The organism is Brevibacillus sp. HB1.2, assembly GCF_013332495.1.
Lineage (GTDB): Bacteria > Bacillota > Bacilli > Brevibacillales > Brevibacillaceae > Brevibacillus > Brevibacillus porteri.
Genome location: NZ_JABMIU010000003.1, coordinates 424,406 through 443,093 on the forward strand (window position 1 = coordinate 424,406; position 18,688 = coordinate 443,093).

Here is an 18,688-nt window from a genome sequence, read left to right on the forward strand (position 1 = left end):
CCCAATTCGTCGTGGGGAAGGGAGCATCTGAGTGAGCGGGAGTGCTTGCTTTGCTGTACGTGGTGTGATCGAAGGCTTCTATGGAACACCTTGGACACATGAAGAGCGGCTGGATATGATCGACTTTTTGCACCGACATGATTACAACGCGTATTTCTACGCTCCAAAAGATGACGAGTATCTGCGGGAACGCTGGATGGAGTCGCTCCCTAGAAAAGCCAATCAACAGTTAGAAGAGTTGATCCAGCGGGCAAAGACTCGCAACATGCAGTTTATTTATTGTCTGGGTCCTGGGCTCAGCATGGAATATACGAATCGTCAGCACTTGGAGCTATTAGGCAGGAAGTATCGGGATTTGTATGATCGTGGTGTGCGTTACTTTGCGCTATTGTTCGATGATATCCCCATGCATCTGTTGCATGAGAAGGATGTAGCCGAGTTCGCCCATTTGGCGGAGGCGCATGCCCAGACGACGCTTTATGTGTGGGATTTGATACGGAGCTGGGGCGAACCAGTCAAGTTGGTTGTCTGTCCTACACAATACAACGGGATTGGAAAAGAAGCGTACATCATGTACCTCGGCCAGCATCTGCCGTCAGAAATCGATTTGTTCTGGACGGGACGATTCGTCTGCTCGCCCTACCTAACGGATGGTGATGCCATTCGCTTTCATGAGTCTACGGGTCATCAGCCATTTTATTGGGACAACTACCCGGTGAATGATTTGGCCATGGCGAATGAACTACATATCGGTCCATTGCGTCACCGCGATCCTGACCTGTGGCAATACGCAGCAGGCTATGTGGCGAATGCGATGTCTAGACCAGAATGCTCGAAGATTCCTTTGATTACGACGGCAGCTTATTTGCGAGATCCGATCGGCTACGATCCTGATACAGTATGGAAACAAGCCATCGAGGAAGTAGCGGGACAAAAGGATGCAGATGCTTTCTTTACCTTTGCGGATAATGTGCAAAGCTCGTTTTTATGCGAGGTGGAATCGCCGCGATTGCTAGAAGCGATCCTGACCTTCCGCTTTCATTTTTTGCAGGGAGATCGGCAAAAGGCCATTGCTGACTTGACGGCCCTTTTTCAGAAGATGGAGGCGTCGGCAGACAAGCTGTTGGCAGGGATGACGAATCAGAAGCTTGCAGAAGAAACGAGGCCGTGGGTGGAGAAGTTCCATCTGTGGACAAAGGTCGGTCTGTCGGCAGTCGCTCTCATTGATCAGGGGACAAGAGGGCGACTTCCACAAGCAGCGTATCACTTGCTCCGGCTCAAACAGTGGCTCAAACGAACGGAACGTTACCCGCAAGAAGTGTGCGGACCGGTCATGCAGCTTTTTGTGGATGCCGTAATGCTAGAGGTCAAGAAGAGCTCATAAAAAAAGTTCCTTTCCCGCAGGGGAGAAGGAACTTTTTTGCTTTTTCGCATCAGGCGGATTCACGACTCTCATTTGGTTTTCTCTGACGGAAATTGCGCAACCATTCTTGAATTGGCAGTTCAGCGAGAATCATGCCGGTGAAAATCAGGAGACATCCGGTCAGCTGTCTTCCATTCAATACTTCATGAATAAACACGTAGGAGGTGATTGCAGCAAAAACGGGCTCCAAAGCGAAAATGAGAGCGACCCGCGTCGAGCTGGTTTGTTTTTGCAAGGCCGTCTGCGCGAGAAAGGCCAGTGCCGTAGCGAAAATAGACGTGACGATCAAACCCAAGGCCACCTCTGGGATGAACAAGATCGTCGGATCAAAAGCACGACTCCAATCCTCAAAGAAAAAGGCGTACAGCCAGCTCATAACAGCTACCGTGCCTAATTGCGTAATGGCAAGGGGCAATGCTGCAAAACGAGGTGCGTATTTGCCGGTAGAGACGATTTGCATAGCGAAGCAGATTGCACCGAAGAATACCAGGGCATCACCGAGATTAAAGGAGAACGACTGGCTCTGTGTCAGCAAATACAAGCCGAACGCTGCTAGAATCACGCCGACGATAGCGAGAGGTTTGACACGCTCACGCAAGAGCAAAAATGAGAAGAGCGGTACCAATACGACGGCTAAACCTGTGATAAAGCCAGCTTTGGACGGCGATGTATACAAAAGTCCTACGGTCTGAAAGGCATATCCCAGACAGAGCCAAAAACCGAGGATGACGCCTGCACGAAGCAGTGGCCCTCTCCATTCAGAGTTCTGCCCTCGATAACGATTGCGGATGAAATAGATGATCAGTAAAAATAACGCAGCAATGGTAAAGCGTACGGCGTTAAACGTATTGGGAGGCAGCGATGCGATTGCCTGCTGTACGATCAAAAACGTAGTTCCCCAGATAACTGCGACGAGGAGCAGCGTTATGTCTGCCATCCAAGGTTTTCTCAAAGCTTCTTTTCTCTCCTTTCTGACATTTTCGCAATTTTTCTTCTGTTTTCATGTATAGCCGACATCATAAGGGATTCCCGGACGGAACGCAAGCGGATTATAAAGGATATACCCAAAGTGCACTCCGTTAAAAAACTTTTCACAATTACTCCTATCCGATTCGGGACATAATGATATAATAATAGTGCATTTTACATATGCCGCTAACAGGTTTGTTATTCTGGGAGGACATTATGGATATTCTTTTGCTGGGTCTAAACTATAAAACAGCTCCTGTCGAAATTCGCGAAAAGTTTACATTCAGCGACGATGGGACAGCACGCGCTCTTCATCTTCTCTCCCAGACGAAGAGTATCGCAGAATGTATCATCCTGGGGACGTGCAACCGGACGGAAATCTACGTTGTTTGCGACCAGGCGAATATTGGCCGAGACTATTCCCGCCGTTTTTTGGCTGAATGGTTCGGCGTGGAGAAAGAACAATTTAAGGATCATCTCTATATAAAAGAGAACGAACAGGCAATCGAGCACTTGTTCCGAGTCTCTTCCGGTCTTGATTCGATGGTAATGGGAGAAACACAAATCCTCGGACAAGTCCGGGATGCGTTCTTGTTGGCGCAGGAGCGTCAAACGACAGGGACCGTCTTTAACACCTTGTTCAAGCAAGCGATTACGTTCGCCAAGCGTGCTCACACAGAGACAGCGATTGGACAAAATGCGGTTTCTGTCAGCTACGCTGCTGTCGAACTGGGGAAAAAGATTTTCGGTTCCTTCGCAGGGAAGTCTGTCCTGATCGTCGGAGCGGGAAAAATGAGCGAGCTGACTGCCAAGCACCTGCACGCAAACGGATCGGAACGCGTCATGGTAGCGAATCGTACATTGGAGCGAGCGCAGCTTTTGGCAGAAAAGTTCAAGGGTGACTCCTGTACGATGGAGCAGTTGCCAGAGGCACTGCTCACAGCAGACATCGTCATCAGCTCGACCGGAGCGACAGGTTATGTCCTCGGCAAAAAAGAACTGGCTCCGATCATGAAACAAAGGAAGCATCGTCCGTTGTTCATGGTGGATATCGCAGTTCCTCGCGACCTGAATCCTGACTTGCATGATCTGGATAACGTATTTTTATATGATATTGACGATCTCGAAGGCATCGTTGCGAGTAACGTTGCGGAACGTTCTCGTGAAGCGGAACGTCTGGATGTCATGATTCAAGAAGAGATCGTGGCATTCACGACCTGGTACCAAACGCTTGGCGTGGCGCCAATCATCGCTGCACTGCGTGACAAGGCAAACACGATCCAAAGCGAAGCGATGCGAAAAATCGAAAACAAGCTGCCGAATTTGTCTGAGCGGGAGATGCACATCATCCGCAAGACAACCAAGGGTATTGTCAATCAACTGTTGCACGATCCGGTCGTGCGTTTAAAAGAAATGGCAGCTACCAAAGATGGGGAAGAAGTGCTGGATATTTTCGAGAAAATGTTTGCGTTGGAGGAGATCCTGGAGCGAAAAGAACAGGAAGCAATCTGGGCTAACGATAAAAATAAACAGACATCTTCTTCTCGGGAGCAGGTATTGGCTTCCCGGTTCCCTGAATAAGCTGACCTGACAATCTATCTGCTGCTAGAGGTTGTTCAAAAAGTCGTCTTTTGATCACGAAGTAGCTCAGTAAGCTAATTCGACATCGAATATGGCGTTCACCTCCGAAGTCCGGTGCTCATGTAGATTACCTACACTCCGCTCCTCCTTCGTTCGGTTCTCGCCATCTTCTCGGTGCTAAAAAGCCGACTTTTTGAACACGCACTGTTAGAAACCGATTGGGAAAGTGGGGGAGAGAGTGCATGGCCGAGGTGAGATGGATCTACGACTTGACGATCTTTCTCTACGCTGCAAGTGTTCTCTTCTATTTTAACGACTTCTTGCAAAGCAACCGGAAAGTCAATCGTCTGGCTTTCGGGTTGCTTGTTGTCGTTTGGGCCTTGCAAACCGCATTTTTTGTCTCGCAAGCAGTCATGAAGGGGTATTTTCCAGTCATTACGTTGTTTGAGACGCTCTTTTTTTATTCATGGGTGCTGGTAGGCTTGTCGCTTGCCATTCACTATTTTTTTCGGATTGATTTACTGGTTTTTTTTACTAATATTATTGGGTTCGTCGTGCTCGTCATGTCGATGTTTTTGCCGGAAACGCCGATTGAGGCTGTATCGAGTATCTTGACCTCTGAGCTATTGTTGACGCATGTGACACTGGCTATGTTCAGCTATGGGGCGTTCTCGCTCTCCATGATTTTCTCGGCCATGTACTTGCTTCAGCACAAAATGCTCAAAGAAAGACGCTGGTCGCCGTTGCTCAGGCGATTGCCTAGCCTCGATCAACTGGAAGGCTACGCGTACCGAATGAACATGCTGGGTGTACCGATGCTCTTGCTCTCGATTGTATTAGGGATCATTTGGGGTAAAATGGTTTTGCCGGAGAAATTTTTGTTTGACTCCAAAGTAGTGCTCTCCGTGCTGGTTCTTGCGATTTATTCGCTGTGGCTGTACCAACGCTATCGGGATACGGTGCAGATGCGCAGACTCGCGCAGTGGAACGTCCTGGCGTTTTTGTTACTGCTTATCAATTTTTTAGGCTTCACTACTTCTACATTTCACGACTGGTGGTAGGGGCTGTTCATCAAGGAGGCTGTCATGGGAAAATGGAAAGTGGGAACGCGTCGCAGCAAATTGGCGCTCACCCAAACGAAATGGGTCGTAGAAAAACTGAAGGGGTTCGCACCTGAAGCTGATTTTGAATTGCATGAAATCGTGACAAAAGGCGATCGAATCCTCGATGTGACCTTGTCCAAAGTAGGCGGAAAAGGGTTGTTTGTCAAAGAAATCGAGCAATCCTTGTTCGATAAGGAAACCGATTTTGCGGTACACAGCTTGAAGGATATGCCTGCTGAATTGCCAGAGGGCTTGGTAATCGGAGCGATTCCGAAGCGTGTTGATCCTCGGGATGTTCTGCTTTCCAAGGACGGCAAGACGTTGGATGAACTGCCGCAAGGAGCTTTGGTAGGGACTAGCAGCTTGCGCCGTTCTGCACAAATTCTCGCACATCGCCCTGACATTCAGATCGAATCTCTGCGTGGAAATATTGATACGCGCATGCGCAAGCTGGAGGAAGGCAATTTTGATGCCATTATCCTCGCTGCGGCAGGACTTGAGCGCGTGAATTTCGAAGGGAACATCTCGCAGTTCCTGCCTGTTGAAATCAGCTTGCCAGCAGTCGGTCAAGGAGCGCTTGCCATCGAATGCCGTGCAGACGATGAGGAGACACTCGCTCTCTTGAAGCAGTTTGATGACGCACCGACGCGTTTAGCGGTAACAGCAGAGCGCAGCTTCCTGCATAAACTCCAAGGCGGCTGTCAGGTGCCGATTGGCGCATATGCGACAGTTGGAGAGAACAATGAAATTACTATGACGGGAATGGTTGGCTCCCCAGATGGGAAGCAAATGTTCAAAAACACGGCGACTGGGCAAGATCCGTTAGCGCTGGGCATTCAAGTGGCGGAAGCCCTCCTGGCGCAGGGAGCGGGAGAAGTACTTGCGCAAGTATTGCGGGAGAATGAGCAATGATTGTCCACGGATCGCACAAGCCGCTGACTGGCAAGTGCATCATGGTCACGCGGGCAAGAAGTCAAGTTCGCGAGCTCGTTGAACATATCGAGCGGTTAGGTGGAGAAGCGTACGCATTTCCCCTGTTAAAAATGATGCCGCCGCCGGAAACTGCCAAGCTCGACGAGGCCATCACCCAGTTGCCAACATACGACTGGGTGGTCTTCACGAGTGTGAATGGCGTACGCTTCTTCTTGGAGCGCATGCGTGAGGTCGGGGTAGGACTCGAAGCGTTCACTGGCAAAATTGCTGCGGTTGGTCCGAAGACGGCCAAGGCGCTTGAGGATCACGGGCTCGGAGTAGCTGTCATCCCGTCTGATTACGTGGCGGAAGGCTTGCTGTCGAGCTTGTATGATCAGCTGCTTCCTGGTCAGCGTGTTCTGTTGCCTCGTGCAGATATTGCCCGCAAGGCACTGCCCAAGGAGTTGGCTCGCTTGGGGCTTGCTGTGACAGAGGTAGACGTGTATCACACTGTCATTGATGCAGAGCAGGCTCCAGATGCAGCGGAAAAGCTACAACAAGGTCTCATCGATATCATCTTGTTTACCAGCTCTTCAACGGTGACGCATTTCATGGCAGCGATGGAGTCCTATGCATCGTTTGACTGGCTCAAGCACGTTCAGATAGCCTGTATCGGACCAATCACGGCAGATACAGCAAGACAAAACGGGCTTTCTGTTCATGTCGTAGCGAGTGAGTACACCGTGGAAGGCTTACTAGCAGCTATCATAGAGAATCTGGGAGGGAATCGACATGGCACAAACATTTGACCGTCATCGCCGTCTTCGCAAAAGTGCGGCTATGCGCAATTTGGTGCGGGAGAACCACGTACGGGTGGAAGACTTGATTTATCCGTTGTTCGTAGTGGAAGGAACCGGTATTAAGAATGAGATTCCGTCCATGCCAGGCGTGTATCAGCTCTCCTTGGACACTTTGGCCGAAGAGATGAAGGAAATCGTAGCTCTAGGAATTCAAGCTGTTTTGATGTTTGGGGTACCAGTACATAAAGACGCATGCGGAACAGAGGCGTACAATGATGATGCGATTACCCAACAGGCGATGCGTCTGATCAAGGAAGCCCATCCGGAAATGCTCGTGATTGCAGATACATGCCTGTGTGAATACACCGATCATGGTCACTGTGGTGTCATTCACGAAGGCGAAGTCGTGAATGACGAGACATTGAAGCTTTTGGGTCAGACCGCCGTTTCCCAAGCAAAAGCCGGAGCAGACATTATCGCTCCTTCCAACATGATGGACGGTTTCGTGATTGCAATCCGTGAAGCTTTGGACGAGGCTGGTTTTGAGCACATTCCGATCATGTCCTATGCGGTGAAATACGCTTCTGCTTTCTATGGGCCATTCCGCGATGCGGCAGGCTCGACTCCACAATTTGGCGATCGCAAAAGCTATCAAATGGACGCGGCCAATGCACGTGAAGGTCTGCGCGAAGCAGCTTCCGATGTAAAAGAGGGAGCGGACTTTTTGATCGTGAAGCCAGGTCTTGCCTTCATGGACATGGTTCTTCGTCTGCGTGAGAACTTCAACCTGCCGATCGTGGCTTACAATGTGAGTGCAGAGTACTCCATGGTAAAAGCGGCAGCTCTGAATGGTTGGATCGATGAAGAGCGTATCGTTATGGAAACATTGGTTGGCTTCAAACGTGCAGGTGCAGATTTGATCATTACGTACCATGCAAAAGATGTTGCAAAATGGCTGGCGAGGTGAGCATGAGATGAATAGAGAAAAATCTACTCAGTTATTTGCAGAAGCACAGCATTACATACCAGGTGGAGTAAACAGTCCGGTTCGTGCCTTTAAGAGCGTCGGAGGCAATCCTGTTTACATTGCAAAAGGAGAAGGCTCCCGCATTTTTGATGTGGATGGAAACAGTTATATTGACTACATCGGCTCGTGGGGTCCATTGATATTGGGCCATGCACATCCGCGTGTCCTTGCAGCGATTACGGAAGTAGCTGCGCTTGGAACTAGCTTCGGCGCACCGACTGAGCGGGAAACAGAAATGGCAAAGCTCGTTTGTGAGATCGTGCCATCTGTAGAAGTCGTGCGCATGGTGAACTCCGGTACAGAGGCAACGATGAGCGCTCTGCGCCTTGCGCGTGGTTATACCAGACGCAATAAAATCATGAAGTTCGAAGGCTGCTACCATGGTCATGCTGACAGCCTGTTGATCAAAGCTGGCTCCGGTGTGGCTACACTGGGACTTCCAGACAGCCCAGGTGTACCTGAAGGAACAGCACACAATACGATTACGGTTCCTTACAATGATCTGGAAAGCGTCAAACTGGCATTTGAAGCGTTTGGCGATGATCTGGCAGCAGTTATTGTGGAGCCAATCGGCGGCAACATGGGGGTTGTTCCTCCACAGCCAGGCTTCCTCGAAGGACTGCGTGAAATTACAGAGAAACATGGGACACTGCTGATTTTCGATGAAGTCATGACTGGCTTCCGGGTAGCATTGGGCGGTGCACAAGAGCTGTACGGCATTACTCCGGATTTGACCACGATGGGGAAAGTCATCGGGGGTGGCTTGCCAGTAGGTGCATACGGCGGCAAACGTGAGATCATGCAGCAAGTAGCTCCTGCAGGCCCAATCTATCAGGCAGGGACGCTGTCGGGTAATCCTTTGGCGATGGCAGCAGGCTTGACTACCTTGCAAGAGCTTAGCAAACCAGGCGCATACGAACGCTTGGAGAAGATGTCCGCTCGTTTGGCTGAAGGCTTGGCTGACAATGCCAAGAAGCTGGGCATTCCGCACACGCTCAATCGCGTGGGTTCCATGGTTTGCCTGTTCTTTACAGAGACGCCAGTTACCAACTACGAAACAGCGAAATCATCCGATCTGGAGCGTTTCTCGGCGTACTTTAGCTATCTGCTGGAGGAAGGCATCATGATCCCGCCGTCCCAGTTTGAGGGTATGTTCGTTTCCTTGGCTCATACCGATGAAGATATCGAACGTACGATTGAAGCAAGCTTCAAAGCGATGAAAAGAGCGTTTGAATAAAGAATGAAAAGAAGAAAGCACTTCCTTGCTGATGCAGGAGGTGCTTTTTTTGATTTTTTGCAGGATTTTTCCACCCCTTGTCAAAATACGAAGGAAAATGCAGATGAATGAGGTGGAGACATGGAAGGGACGATCATTCACGTACCGCAAAAGCATCTGGTTGGCCTTAGCTTCTCTGGTTCGTTTCCTATGCTAGTGGAATACATGCCGAAGTTGTGGGAGACTTTTTTGAAGCGCCAGGATGAGATTCCTCTCGTGATTTCACCAGATGTTCGTTACGACATCAGCGACGAGAATCGGACGTACCAAATGTATACCGAGTACATTGTCGTGGAAGTGGAGCGTTTCGAGCATATCCCTGAGGGCATGCTCGGGTTCACGATTCCAGAGAGGACATACGCCCGCTTTACCCATACAGGGCCTATGGAGCAGGTGCAAAATACATACCACGGACTGTTTGGTTGGCTCAACGAGAATGGCCATCAGGTGGACGAGAAAGCTCGTCGCATGGAGCGCTACGATCAACGGTACGTTCCATCTGTGCATGAGTCTGCTCGGGTCGACAATGCGTATGAAATTTTTATTCCGCTTCGGTAAAAAAAAGAAAACAACACCGCTCATTGCAAGCAAGAGGTGTTGTTTTTGATGTCAATCTATTTGCTTGTCTAGGAAACGTGCTAGTTCATCCATGACAGACTGTAGCACTTGAAGGGAATCATCGACGTAGAGATCAACATCGAGGGAGTGCTTGGCGTCTGGTGGGAGATGGAGCTGGATGTTTGGTTTGGATGTGGCAAGCTGATCAACCACGCCCTGATTGTAGTAATGATCGGCGGTGCCTGAGACGAGAAATATCGGTTGGGTAAGAGTTAGCAATTCCGCATGGAACACTTCCTCAGTCAGCAATGGCGTCAATAAGATTGCAGATGAATGGGCAAAACGAGATTCCTTGAGCAATCCGCAGGTAATCGGCACCGTACCGAGTGACTTCCCGAGGAAGAAAACTCGTTCATATCCGTACACATCCAGCACATGTGAGACAACCGTTTGCATCTCCTCGCTGATCCAAGCACTTCGTTTGGCGAATGAGCTATTCCAAAAATCCGCATTGTCTCGTCCATACTCTGCGTGTACATAGACGAGATCGAACTGTTTACTCAAAAAAAGCATGGTAGAATAATACAGATAAGGCCTGTCGAACGAATAGCTGGCTCCGGGAAAGAAAAAACAGACGGAGCGAGATGGCGTCTGACTTGCCTGAATGTGCGTATACGCTATTTCTCTCCCGTCCCTGACGATCACGGAACCTGTTTTTGGGTATACCATCTACATGTGCACCTCTTTCATGTTCTTTTGAACAGGGGTTATTTTCAAATCGTAAGGGTAAGTAGCACTTGTTGACAAGAAGTAACCAAACAATAAAGGAGTATGATTCGATGAAAAAGGAAGTCCAACTGAGTAACGGCATCAAAATAGCCTATGTAGAAGAAGGAACAGGAGAATCGCTTGTTTTGATCCACGGTTTTTGCGGGAGCTCATCTTACTGGCATAAGCTAGTGCCGCTCCTGTCTAAAACGCATCGTGTCATTGCGATCGATTTGCGTGGTCATGGAAATAGCTCGGCCCCTGATGAACCGTATTCGATGGAGCGCTTTGCAGACGATCTGGCTTTGTTTGTAGATGAGCTGGGTTTAGCGAAGATTCATCTGTTTGGACATTCGCTCGGTGGCTATGTAACCTTGGCTTTTGCAAACCAATACGCGGACAAGCTGGCGAGCTTTGGCTTGATCCATTCGACGCCATATCCGGATGACGACGCTGCCAAGGCTAACCGGGATAAAGGAGCCCAGAGTATTCGGGAGAATGGGATGGAGCCTTTTATCAAAGCACTCATCCCGAAGCTGTTCGCACCTTCGCATATCGAATCGATGAGAGAAGAAGTCCAGCTGGCAAAAGAGATTGGCTTTGCGACGAGCCCGATTGGAGCCATCCAAACACTAGGCGCCATGCGTGATCGAGTAGATCGCAATCATGTGCTGCAAGAAACGACTTTACCTGTGCTATTAGTCGCAGGAACAGAGGACCGGATCATTCCTGCAGAAAAAACTTTTACAGTGGATAGAAATAGCGTCGAGCAAGTGCTGCTGCCTGATGTTGGGCATATGGGCATGGTCGAAGCGCCAGAGAAAATGGCTGAAGCATTGGGGAGCTTTCTCAACAAAAAGTAACAAAATCACACCATAGTCCTAGCAAATTTTGCTATAATGAAAACGTTATCCTATTTATTTATACATAGACGAGAGGGGAAATTATCATGAAAAAGGCACGTCGGATTACGATGACGGCGTTTGCATCTATCGTATTTGCATCGCTGATGTCTTCCTCAGCATTTGCAGCACCATTGCATCCCGTACAGCACGCTGACTGGATGGTGAAAAAGGCAATTGTATCAGCGGGTCAAAATGGCGATCTTGCTCTGGATCGTGCTGTGACTCTCGCGGAAGCTACTGTTGTTTTCTCCAAATTGAAAGAAGTAAAAGTGGGAGCTGCCGCTAAAGGTGCTCATTGGTCTGCTCCTTACTTCGACTGGGCAAAGAGCCAAGGCGCTCTCACACAAGACGACTATAAAAACCCTGCGCAAGTGGTAACATCTGCCAAGCTGACACAAATGGCTGACAAACTGGGCTACAAAATGAAGCTCGACAACAAAGCGACGGTAACGCGCGGTGAATTTTTCCAAGCATTGGGTGATGCGGCTACCACGCATGTAACGATTGCACACACCAACGATACACATGGTCACATTCAAGAAGACAAGAACCAAAAAGAATTCGGCTTTGCCAAAATCGCAACTTTACTCAAGGAATGGCGTGCAGAGAACGAAAACTTCTTGCTCTTGGACGCTGGTGATACCTTCCAAGGTACCGTTTTCGTGAACCAATTCAAAGGCGAATCTGTTGTTCCAATCCTCAACAGCCTCGACTACAACGTAATGGCTGCCGGTAACCACGAGTTTGACTTTGGTTATGAGCAATTGCTCAAGCTGCGTGACATGCTCGAGCATCCAGTCATCTCTGCTAACGTGTTCAAGGCAGATGGAAAAGAATTGCTGCCACCTATTTTCAAAGCAGAGATTGGTGGGAAGAAATTCGCCTTTGTTGGTTTCGTAGCGGAAGACACACCTGTATTGACTCACCCTGACAACGTAAAAGGGCTGACATTTAAAAATCCGGTAGAAGTGGCGAAAGTACTTGTACCTGAGCTGAAAAAAGAAGTAGATCACGTGATTGTTGTTTCCCATATCGGAGTGACCGTAGACCGTGAAATCGCGAAAAACGTTCCTGGCATTGACCTGATTGTTGGTGGTCACTCCCATACTCCGCTGAAAGCACCTGAACTCGTAAACGGCACGTACATCGTACAAGACTGGGAGTACGGCAAGTCTCTCGGACGCGCTGACCTCTACTACCTCGGCAAAGAATTGGTAGCATTCAGCGGCGGTTTGAAAGAGTACGATGAAGCAGTTGTGGCTGATCCAGAAGTAGATAAGATGGTAAAAGAAATCGTAGGCAAGATCGATACGGTAATGAATGTTGTCATTGCGAAATCCGAAGTGCCACTCGATGGTGACCGTGCACTGGTACGTACGAAAGAAACAAACGTAGGTAACCTGATCACAGATATCATGCTGGAGCGCACGAAGTCGATCAAAGGCTATGAAGCAGATGTAGCACTTGCTAACGGCGGTGGAATTCGTACACAGCTGCCAGCAGGCGATATCACGAAAAAAGGTCTGTACACGCTCCTGCCATTCGAGAATAATACACTGGCAGTCGTAGAAGTAACAGGCGAAGAGCTGAAGAAAGCCCTCGAAAACGGCGTGAGCCAGGTAGAAGAGGGAGCAGGACGCTTCCCGCAAGTGAGCGGCATGAGCTTCACGTACAACCCATCCAAGCCAGCTGGCGAGCGCGTAGTAGAAGTAAAAGTTGGCGACAAGCCGCTTGACCTGACCAAAACGTATAAATTGGCAACGATCGACTTCCTGGCAGCAGGTGGAGATGGTTACGAATCGTTGAAAAAGCCATTCTTCAACACAGGATTGTCCATGTACAGCATTGTGGAAGAAGGATTGGTCAAGCGTAAAACTGTCAATCCAAAAGTAGAAGGCCGCATTGTTGAAGCAAAATAAGGTTTGACCGGACAGGGATGGAGAAAAACCTCCCTGTCCATTTTTTACGCAGTCGCAGTTCCTTGGTATGCTGCGAAAAAGAGGTTTTGTTATTATGAAGTACCTTGCAATATATAGTAGCTATTTGGTAAGCTTTGACATGGGTGATGTTGATGAACGTACAGTTTAAAAAAGGGGTTCTGGAGCTGTGTGTTCTCGTCTTGACAGCTAAGCAGGACAGATACGGCTACGAACTGGTTGCGAGCATCTCGGAAAAATTCCATATCTCTGAAGGAACGGTTTACCCCTTACTTCGCCGTTTGACCCAGGAAGGATTTTTTACGACCTATTTGGCGGAATCACAAGAGGGACCCCCACGGAAATATTACCAGCTGACAAATCGCGGTCGTCAATACATGAATGATCTCGTCTTGGAGTGGCGAATATTTAACCGCGGGGTAAATGAGATCATAGAGGAGGGACTCGGATATGACAAGGCGTGAGTTTATGGATGAGTTAAATGCTTTGCTTAGCGCTTTGCCTGATAAAGAGCGCTTAGACATCCTTGCCGATTATACAGAGCATTTTCTCTTAGGAATGAAACAAGGGAAGACGGAGGTTGAAATTGCAGAAGGATTGGGGAGTCCGAAGCTAGTGGCACGTGAACTTTTGGCTGGCTACCGAATTGATCAAGCACAGTCCAACGCATCCGTAGGGAATATGACGCGAGCGATTGTCGCGACGATCAGCTTGGGATTTTTCAATCTCGTCTTCGTTTTGGGGCCATTTTTAGGCCTGATTGGTATACTGATGGGGTTGTATGCAATGACTGCGGCGCTTTTGGTCGCCCCAGTCGGAATATTCTTGGATTACGGGATTCCTGCCCCTTCTCAAGAGCGACTTTTCTTGTTGTTCTCCAGCATGGTTTCCGTAGGATTGGGCGGAATGTTTGCCATCGGCTTGCTGCGATTGACGAAATGGCTGTATCGCCAGTTCTTACGTTATCTCCAGTTCAACGTGAAGATGATCAGGGGGAAATGAGATGAGAAATTTGGGGAAAAGACTCTTTGGAATCAGTCTTCTTTTGTTCATCATCGGTGTATGTGGAATCATCTGGCTCTTTACGAAGCAAGAAAATTTCTCATTTTCGTTAAAACAAGTCAATGAAGAGCACATGATCGAACAAGAGGTAAAAGCGATTGAGTTGCTGACGGAAACGGCTGATGTGGAAATCATGGCAAGCAAGCAACCAAAAGCGAGTGTACGGATGGTCGGAGAAGTATCCGAACAACAGCAGGAGCGACTGGAGTTTCGGAGTGTAGTCTCACAAGATGGTACGCTGCTCGTAGAACTGCGTGAACGTCCTCACGTCAATATGTTTTATCCTCGCAACGGGAAGGTAAAGCTGGAGCTCTTCCTACCCGAAAAAGTGTATGAGCGCGTCCAGCTTGAAACGATGACAGGGGATATCAAGAGCGGAATGCTGCATGCAAAGAACACGAAAATATCCAGCAGCAATGGAGATGTGGACGTGTTGGGCTATGAAGGAGAAGCGCTTAACGTCCAGACAGCTACAGGAGATATCAATCTGGCAAATGTTCGCTCGGCCGTTACCATTGAAAGTTCTACAGGCGAGATTGATAAACTGACAATGCCAGAGTTAACCCACGACGTTTCTATTCGAACGGATACGGGGGATATTCGAGTGACAGTAGCCAAGGAGCCTGCTTCAGCACAGCTCGAAGTAACGACAGATACAGGAGGCATCGAAACCACCTGGTCTAACCTTACTTATGAAAAGAATGAGGAATACAAAGTGAAGGCATCGATTGGATCAGGTGGACCCAAAATGACGGTGCGAAGTTCTACCGGAGACGTTCGCATTCAATAGGAGAAGTTTGGAAACACTGATGGATAGGATTGGAAACGGAAGAAACGAAAAGATTTTGACACAAAAGAGACATTACTTGTCGAATGACGAATGGTATCATATTGAAGGAAACATAATTGTGCAAAGCGAGGTTTATTCATGACCGCAAAAACTTTTAACGATACGTTTTTGAAAGCATGTCGCGGTGAAGCGACAGAGCGTGTTCCAGTCTGGTACATGCGTCAGGCAGGGCGTTATCAGCCAGAATACCGCGCCATCCGCGCGAAGCATAGCTTTTTTGAAATGAACTACATACCGGAAGTTTGCGCGGAAGTGACACGTCTGCCCGTTGAGCAATTGGGCGTTGACGCTGCAATCTTGTTTGCAGACATCATGACGCCACTAAAACCGATTGGCGTGGATGTGAATATCGAATCTGGCATTGGTCCTGTAATCGCAAACCCAATCGAATCCTTGAAGGATGTTGAGCGTCTGCTTGAGCTCGATCCGGAAACACATGTGCCGTACATTCTTGAGTCCATTAAGATTTTGCGTCAGCAATTATCTGTTCCATTAATCGGTTTCGCGGGTGCACCGTTTACACTGGCTAGCTATTTGATCGAAGGTGGCCCTTCCAAGCACTATCATAAGACAAAAGCATTCATGTATACCGAGCCAGTTGCTTGGCAGGCGCTGATGGAAAAACTGGGCGATATGACGATCACTTACCTCAAAGCGCAAATTAAAGCAGGCGCGCAAGCTGTGCAAGTATTTGATTCGTGGGTCGGTGCATTGAATGACGAAGATTACCGCGAGTACATTACACCAGTTATGACGCGTATCTTCAACGCACTAAAAGATACTGGCGTGCCAACGATCTATTTTGGTATCGGCGCTGGTCATCTTTTGATGGATTGGAACCGCTTGCCTGTTGATGTGGTTGGTCTGGACTGGCGTACTTCGATTACGACTGCTCGTGAGATGGGTGTGACGAAGACGCTGCAAGGCAATTTGGACCCAACGCTGCTATTGGCTCCTTGGGAGAAGCTCGAAGCGAAGGCGAAGGAAATTTTGGATGAAGGCACAAAACAACCAGGCTTCATTTTTAACCTGGGACACGGCGTATTCCCTGACGCCAAAGTAGAAACGCTGCAACAACTGACGAAGTTCATCCATAGTTACAAAAGGGACGTCTAATCAGGAGGGGCGCTATCATGTCAAAGCAGAAGATCGGACTCTTGTTAATGGCGTATGGAACGCCACGCAGTCCTGAACAGATTGAACCATACTATACGCACATTCGTCGTGGTCGTAAGCCACCACAAGAACTGCTCGATGATTTGATGGCGCGTTACGAGGCTGTAGATGGATTGAATCGATTTGCAGACATTACGGATGAGCAGGTGCGCGCTCTCGAGCAGGAAATGAACAACCGCTTCTCAGACCGTGAATTTGTAGGGTACCTTGGTTTGAAGCATATCGCTCCGTTTGTCGAAGACGCAGTAGAGCAAATGAAGCGTGATGGGATTACAGAAGCGATCAGTCTAGTTCTGGCGCCTCATTATTCCAGCTATAGCGTCAAAGAATACAATGGACGAGCACAGGAGCATTCCGCAGCAATTGGCGGACCTGTCATCCACAGCATTGAGAGCTGGTATCTGGAACCAGGCTTCATCGGATATTGGGCTGATGCTATTCAAGCGACGTTTGCTACGATGACGGATGAAGAGCGTGGACAAGCAGTCGTGATCTTCTCCGCTCACAGCCTGCCGGAAAAAATCCTGAAGTCAGGTGATCCATACCCAATGCAACTGGAAGAGACAGCAAAGCTCATTGCCGAGCAAGCAGGGATCACTTCCTATGCAATCGGATGGCAAAGCGCCGGAAATACACCTGATCCGTGGCTGGGACCAGATGTACAGGATTTGACTAGAGAGCTGTACGAAGCAAAAGGCTACCAAGCATTTGTTTACTGTCCGGTCGGATTTATCGCAGAGCATTTGGAAGTTCTGTTTGATAATGATGTGGAATGCAAAACGGTTACAGATGAGCTAGGGGTACATTACTATCGTCCAGCGATGCCTAACGCCAGACCTGCGTTCATTTCCTGTCTGGCTGATGCAGTCGGAAAGAAGCTGGCGAATTAGGGGATCGATCATATGAGCGATAATACCTATCATATTACGATTATAGGCGGCGGTATCACAGGGTTGACCGCTGCTTTTTACTTACAAAAGGAAATCGAAGCAAAAGGCTTGCCCATCCGTTTTCAACTGATTGAAGAGCAGGGACGACTTGGTGGGAAAATCAAGACATGGCGTCACGAAGGGTTTGTTATTGAGCAAGGTCCCGATTCGTTTCTCGAGCGGAAAACGAGTGCGGCTGAGCTGGCAGTGGACTTGGGGCTGGCGGATGATCTCGTTCGAAACAGTACAGGCCAAGCGTATATTTGGCATCAGGATCGCCTGAAGGCTATACCAGAAGGAGCGGTCATGGGTGTACCGACGAAGCTCATGCCTTTTGTCACGACCGATCTCATTTCTTGGCCGGGCAAGCTTCGGGCAGCTTTGGATCTCGTTCTTCCTGCATCAAAAGGAGACGGCGATATCTCCGTGGGGGACTTTTTTCGGCGTAGGCTAGGTAATGAAGTTATTGATAATCTTATAGCGCCCTTATTGTCCGGTGTCTACTCCGGGGATCTCGACAAACTCAGCTTGCTTGCGAGTTTTCCTCAATTCGCGAAAATGGAGGAGCAGCATCGCAGCTTGATCGTAGCGATGAAGCATTCTCGCCCGCAAGTAAAAATGCAAGAAAAGCCAAAAGGCATCTTCCTGACGCTGAAGAACGGCTTGCAGTCCTTAGTAGAGGCAATCGAAAAGAGCCTGCCAGAAGAAGTTATCTCGAAGAATACCGGTGTCAAAGAACTGGTGAAACGGCCAGACGGGAAGTACACCTTGGTAATGAAAAATGGGGAAACGATCGAGACAGATACGGTGCTGTTTACTGTACCACATGCTGTCGCAGAGCCGTTGTTCCGTCCTTATGTACAAGTTCCTACCTTGCCACAAGCGAAGCCGCATATGGTCGCAACCATTGCTATGGCGTTTCCAGAGTCAGCGATTGATTTAGGAATGGAAGGGACAGGATTTATTGTACCGCGGCATTCTGGAGCAAAAATTACCGCGTGTACGTGGGCGCATCGCAAATGGCCGCATACGACGCCGAAAAACAAAGCCTTGCTGCGTAGCTTCATAGGAAGAGCAGGAGAGCAATCCTTCATGGAGCAGACAGACGAGGAAATTTTGGAGGTTGTCCTCCGTGATCTGCGCAAGATCATGACGATTCGAGCAGAGCCGGATTTTTATAACGTATCACGCTTGCAAAATGCCATACCATATGTGGTCGGGCATCAGGCTTGGGTGCAGGATATGAACAATCAATTAAAAGAAAAACTCCCTGGTGTTATCCTGGCAGGTGCGTCATACAGTGGCGTAGGTGTACCAGATTGTATTGATCAGGGGAAAAAAGCAATAGCAGAATGGATCGCGTCTGTAAAACCGGGGAGATAGATAACCCCGGTTTTTCCTTTTTTTTCGGT

Annotated in this window: 18 protein-coding genes; 16 read left to right on the forward strand and 2 right to left on the reverse strand. The window is 48.8% G+C overall.

Features of this window, described 5'->3' with window-relative positions; all coding sequences use genetic code 11:
• Positions 1 to 31 precede the first annotated feature (31 nt).
• A complete protein-coding gene (locus HPY28_RS10065) occupies positions 32 to 1,384 on the forward strand; it encodes a protein O-GlcNAcase (protein ID WP_174230512.1) in 1,353 nt (450 codons plus the stop codon).
• A 49-nt stretch (positions 1,385 to 1,433) separates the two neighbouring features.
• Here the strand turns inward: HPY28_RS10065 and HPY28_RS10070 are convergent, their stop codons facing one another.
• Positions 1,434 to 2,375 carry a DMT family transporter gene (locus tag HPY28_RS10070; protein ID WP_305820127.1) on the reverse strand — a complete coding sequence of 314 codons (942 nt, stop codon included), beginning with the start codon at positions 2,373 to 2,375 and terminating at the stop codon, positions 1,434 to 1,436.
• A 233-nt stretch (positions 2,376 to 2,608) separates the two neighbouring features.
• On the opposite strand from HPY28_RS10070, the gene hemA reads away from it, so the two are divergent.
• The 7 genes from hemA (at position 2,609) to HPY28_RS10105 (ending at position 9,649) form a co-directional block, all read left to right on the forward strand.
• Entirely contained in the window at positions 2,609 to 3,973 is a 1,365-nt protein-coding gene (gene hemA / locus HPY28_RS10075; protein WP_017247502.1) for a glutamyl-tRNA reductase, read from the forward strand.
• Positions 3,974 to 4,215: 242 nt separating this feature from the next.
• The gene (locus HPY28_RS10080; protein WP_017247503.1) at positions 4,216 to 5,034 is read left to right on the forward strand and encodes a cytochrome C assembly family protein; all 819 of its coding nucleotides are present in this window, start codon (positions 4,216 to 4,218) and stop codon (positions 5,032 to 5,034) included.
• 24 nt (positions 5,035 to 5,058) lie between these two features.
• Positions 5,059 to 5,988 carry a hydroxymethylbilane synthase gene (gene hemC, locus HPY28_RS10085; RefSeq protein ID WP_017247504.1) on the forward strand — a complete coding sequence of 310 codons (930 nt, stop codon included), beginning with the start codon at positions 5,059 to 5,061 and terminating at the stop codon, positions 5,986 to 5,988.
• On the forward strand, positions 5,985 to 6,797 hold the full coding sequence (locus HPY28_RS10090; protein ID WP_017247505.1) for a uroporphyrinogen-III synthase: 813 nt from the start codon (positions 5,985 to 5,987) through the stop codon (positions 6,795 to 6,797). The genes hemC and HPY28_RS10090 overlap by 4 nt, the downstream gene beginning before the upstream one ends.
• A complete protein-coding gene (hemB, locus tag HPY28_RS10095; RefSeq protein ID WP_174225854.1) occupies positions 6,781 to 7,755 on the forward strand; it encodes a porphobilinogen synthase in 975 nt (324 codons plus the stop codon). Before HPY28_RS10090 ends, hemB begins: the two co-directional genes overlap by 17 nt.
• 7 nt (positions 7,756 to 7,762) lie before the next feature.
• Complete coding sequence (hemL, locus tag HPY28_RS10100; RefSeq protein ID WP_174230513.1) at positions 7,763 to 9,052, forward strand: glutamate-1-semialdehyde 2,1-aminomutase; 1,290 nt, start codon at positions 7,763 to 7,765, stop codon at positions 9,050 to 9,052.
• A 120-nt stretch (positions 9,053 to 9,172) separates the two neighbouring features.
• Positions 9,173 to 9,649 (forward strand): GyrI-like domain-containing protein, encoded by a 477-nt coding sequence (locus tag HPY28_RS10105; protein WP_174230514.1) that lies wholly within the window; start codon positions 9,173 to 9,175, stop codon positions 9,647 to 9,649.
• Between the two features lie 51 nt (positions 9,650 to 9,700).
• On the opposite strand, the gene HPY28_RS10110 is transcribed toward HPY28_RS10105, so the two are convergent.
• Positions 9,701 to 10,378, reverse strand: coding sequence for an alpha/beta family hydrolase (locus HPY28_RS10110; protein ID WP_174230515.1), 678 nt, complete (start codon positions 10,376 to 10,378; stop codon positions 9,701 to 9,703).
• Positions 10,379 to 10,488: 110 nt separating this feature from the next.
• Between HPY28_RS10110 and HPY28_RS10115 the strand changes: the two genes are divergently transcribed.
• From HPY28_RS10115 to hemY, 8 genes are all read left to right on the forward strand, one after another.
• A complete protein-coding gene (locus HPY28_RS10115; protein WP_174230516.1) occupies positions 10,489 to 11,280 on the forward strand; it encodes an alpha/beta fold hydrolase in 792 nt (263 codons plus the stop codon).
• Positions 11,281 to 11,366: 86 nt separating this feature from the next.
• Positions 11,367 to 13,241 (forward strand): bifunctional metallophosphatase/5'-nucleotidase, encoded by a 1,875-nt coding sequence (locus tag HPY28_RS10120; protein ID WP_174225853.1) that lies wholly within the window; start codon positions 11,367 to 11,369, stop codon positions 13,239 to 13,241.
• A gap of 152 nt (positions 13,242 to 13,393) precedes the next feature.
• Complete coding sequence (locus tag HPY28_RS10125; protein ID WP_017247513.1) at positions 13,394 to 13,723, forward strand: PadR family transcriptional regulator; 330 nt, start codon at positions 13,394 to 13,396, stop codon at positions 13,721 to 13,723.
• Complete coding sequence (locus tag HPY28_RS10130; RefSeq protein WP_017247514.1) at positions 13,710 to 14,261, forward strand: HAAS signaling domain-containing protein; 552 nt, start codon at positions 13,710 to 13,712, stop codon at positions 14,259 to 14,261. Before HPY28_RS10125 ends, HPY28_RS10130 begins: the two co-directional genes overlap by 14 nt.
• Before the next feature lies 1 nt (position 14,262).
• Entirely contained in the window at positions 14,263 to 15,111 is an 849-nt protein-coding gene (locus HPY28_RS10135) for a DUF4097 family beta strand repeat-containing protein (RefSeq protein WP_017247515.1), read from the forward strand.
• A gap of 138 nt (positions 15,112 to 15,249) precedes the next feature.
• Entirely contained in the window at positions 15,250 to 16,287 is a 1,038-nt protein-coding gene (gene hemE / locus HPY28_RS10140) for a uroporphyrinogen decarboxylase (protein WP_017247517.1), read from the forward strand.
• A 17-nt stretch (positions 16,288 to 16,304) separates the two neighbouring features.
• Entirely contained in the window at positions 16,305 to 17,237 is a 933-nt protein-coding gene (hemH, locus tag HPY28_RS10145; protein ID WP_174230517.1) for a ferrochelatase, read from the forward strand.
• Between the two features lie 12 nt (positions 17,238 to 17,249).
• Positions 17,250 to 18,659, forward strand: a complete 1,410-nt coding sequence (hemY, locus tag HPY28_RS10150; protein ID WP_174230518.1) for a protoporphyrinogen oxidase — start codon at positions 17,250 to 17,252, stop codon at positions 18,657 to 18,659.
• Positions 18,660 to 18,688: the final 29 nt, after the last annotated feature.

What these genes read in the sequence shown, in the direction of transcription:
- HPY28_RS10120 (WP_174225853.1), top strand. Translation starts at nt 11,367, where the DNA reads ATGAAAAAGGCACGTCGGATTACGATGACGGCGTTTGCATCTATCGTA.
- HPY28_RS10105 (WP_174230514.1), top strand. Translation starts at nt 9,173, where the DNA reads ATGGAAGGGACGATCATTCACGTACCGCAAAAGCATCTGGTTGGCCTT.
- hemB (WP_174225854.1), top strand. Translation starts at nt 6,781, where the DNA reads ATGGCACAAACATTTGACCGTCATCGCCGTCTTCGCAAAAGTGCGGCT.
- hemY (WP_174230518.1), top strand. Translation starts at nt 17,250, where the DNA reads ATGAGCGATAATACCTATCATATTACGATTATAGGCGGCGGTATCACA.
- hemC (WP_017247504.1), top strand. Translation starts at nt 5,059, where the DNA reads ATGGGAAAATGGAAAGTGGGAACGCGTCGCAGCAAATTGGCGCTCACC.
- HPY28_RS10090 (WP_017247505.1), top strand. Translation starts at nt 5,985, where the DNA reads ATGATTGTCCACGGATCGCACAAGCCGCTGACTGGCAAGTGCATCATG.
- HPY28_RS10110 (WP_174230515.1), bottom strand. Translation starts at nt 10,378, where the DNA reads ATGGTATACCCAAAAACAGGTTCCGTGATCGTCAGGGACGGGAGAGAA.
- hemH (WP_174230517.1), top strand. Translation starts at nt 16,305, where the DNA reads ATGTCAAAGCAGAAGATCGGACTCTTGTTAATGGCGTATGGAACGCCA.
- HPY28_RS10125 (WP_017247513.1), top strand. Translation starts at nt 13,394, where the DNA reads ATGAACGTACAGTTTAAAAAAGGGGTTCTGGAGCTGTGTGTTCTCGTC.
- HPY28_RS10130 (WP_017247514.1), top strand. Translation starts at nt 13,710, where the DNA reads ATGACAAGGCGTGAGTTTATGGATGAGTTAAATGCTTTGCTTAGCGCT.
- HPY28_RS10135 (WP_017247515.1), top strand. Translation starts at nt 14,263, where the DNA reads ATGAGAAATTTGGGGAAAAGACTCTTTGGAATCAGTCTTCTTTTGTTC.
- hemL (WP_174230513.1), top strand. Translation starts at nt 7,763, where the DNA reads ATGAATAGAGAAAAATCTACTCAGTTATTTGCAGAAGCACAGCATTAC.
- hemA (WP_017247502.1), top strand. Translation starts at nt 2,609, where the DNA reads ATGGATATTCTTTTGCTGGGTCTAAACTATAAAACAGCTCCTGTCGAA.
- HPY28_RS10080 (WP_017247503.1), top strand. Translation starts at nt 4,216, where the DNA reads ATGGCCGAGGTGAGATGGATCTACGACTTGACGATCTTTCTCTACGCT.
- hemE (WP_017247517.1), top strand. Translation starts at nt 15,250, where the DNA reads ATGACCGCAAAAACTTTTAACGATACGTTTTTGAAAGCATGTCGCGGT.
- HPY28_RS10115 (WP_174230516.1), top strand. Translation starts at nt 10,489, where the DNA reads ATGAAAAAGGAAGTCCAACTGAGTAACGGCATCAAAATAGCCTATGTA.